We start from the raw sequence: 502 nt of genomic DNA on the forward strand, positions 1-502 counted from the left end.
ATGCAGGGCGATGCCGGTCTCGGTGTTGGGCTTGCCGGCCGGCGGCTGGCTGCCGTGGGCGTACAGGGCGATGCCACCGCTGGCACTGGTGACGCTGGCGCCCTGGGTCAGCCATTGCAGGTCCTGGCCGGCGTTCAGGGTGGTCTGTTCGCCCGATACCCAGACCTGGTCGGCCGGGGTCAGGCTGGCGATGCCGTCGGGGCTGGTCGCGACCAGCAGCGGGGCGGTCCATGCGGGCACTTCGCCCTCGCCGCCGCCCACGCCGTTGCCGGGGGCGCTGCCGGTGGTGGTGGCGTCGAGGTGTTCGCCGACGGTCCTGAGCGCTTCACCGGCCGGCAGCGGGGTGGCGGCGCCCGGCAGGTCGGCGCCTTGCGCATTGGCGACGTCGTCGAGGCTGGCGACCAGTTGCCCGCCCTGCGCCAGTTGCGCGCGGGCGCCGCTGGCGTCGAGCTGCGCGCGGCCGCGTTCGGTGCTCAGCAGCAGGCCGGCGCCGGCACGCAGG

General features: G+C 75.5%; 1 protein-coding gene. It reads right to left on the minus strand.

Annotation, left to right across the window (positions count from 1 at the left end):
• The coding region (locus tag N799_RS14095; RefSeq protein ID WP_036214032.1) for a DUF2345 domain-containing protein at positions 1–502 on the minus strand (502 nt) is incomplete at both ends.

The organism is Lysobacter arseniciresistens ZS79, from assembly GCF_000768335.1.
Lineage (GTDB): Bacteria > Pseudomonadota > Gammaproteobacteria > Xanthomonadales > Xanthomonadaceae > Novilysobacter > Novilysobacter arseniciresistens.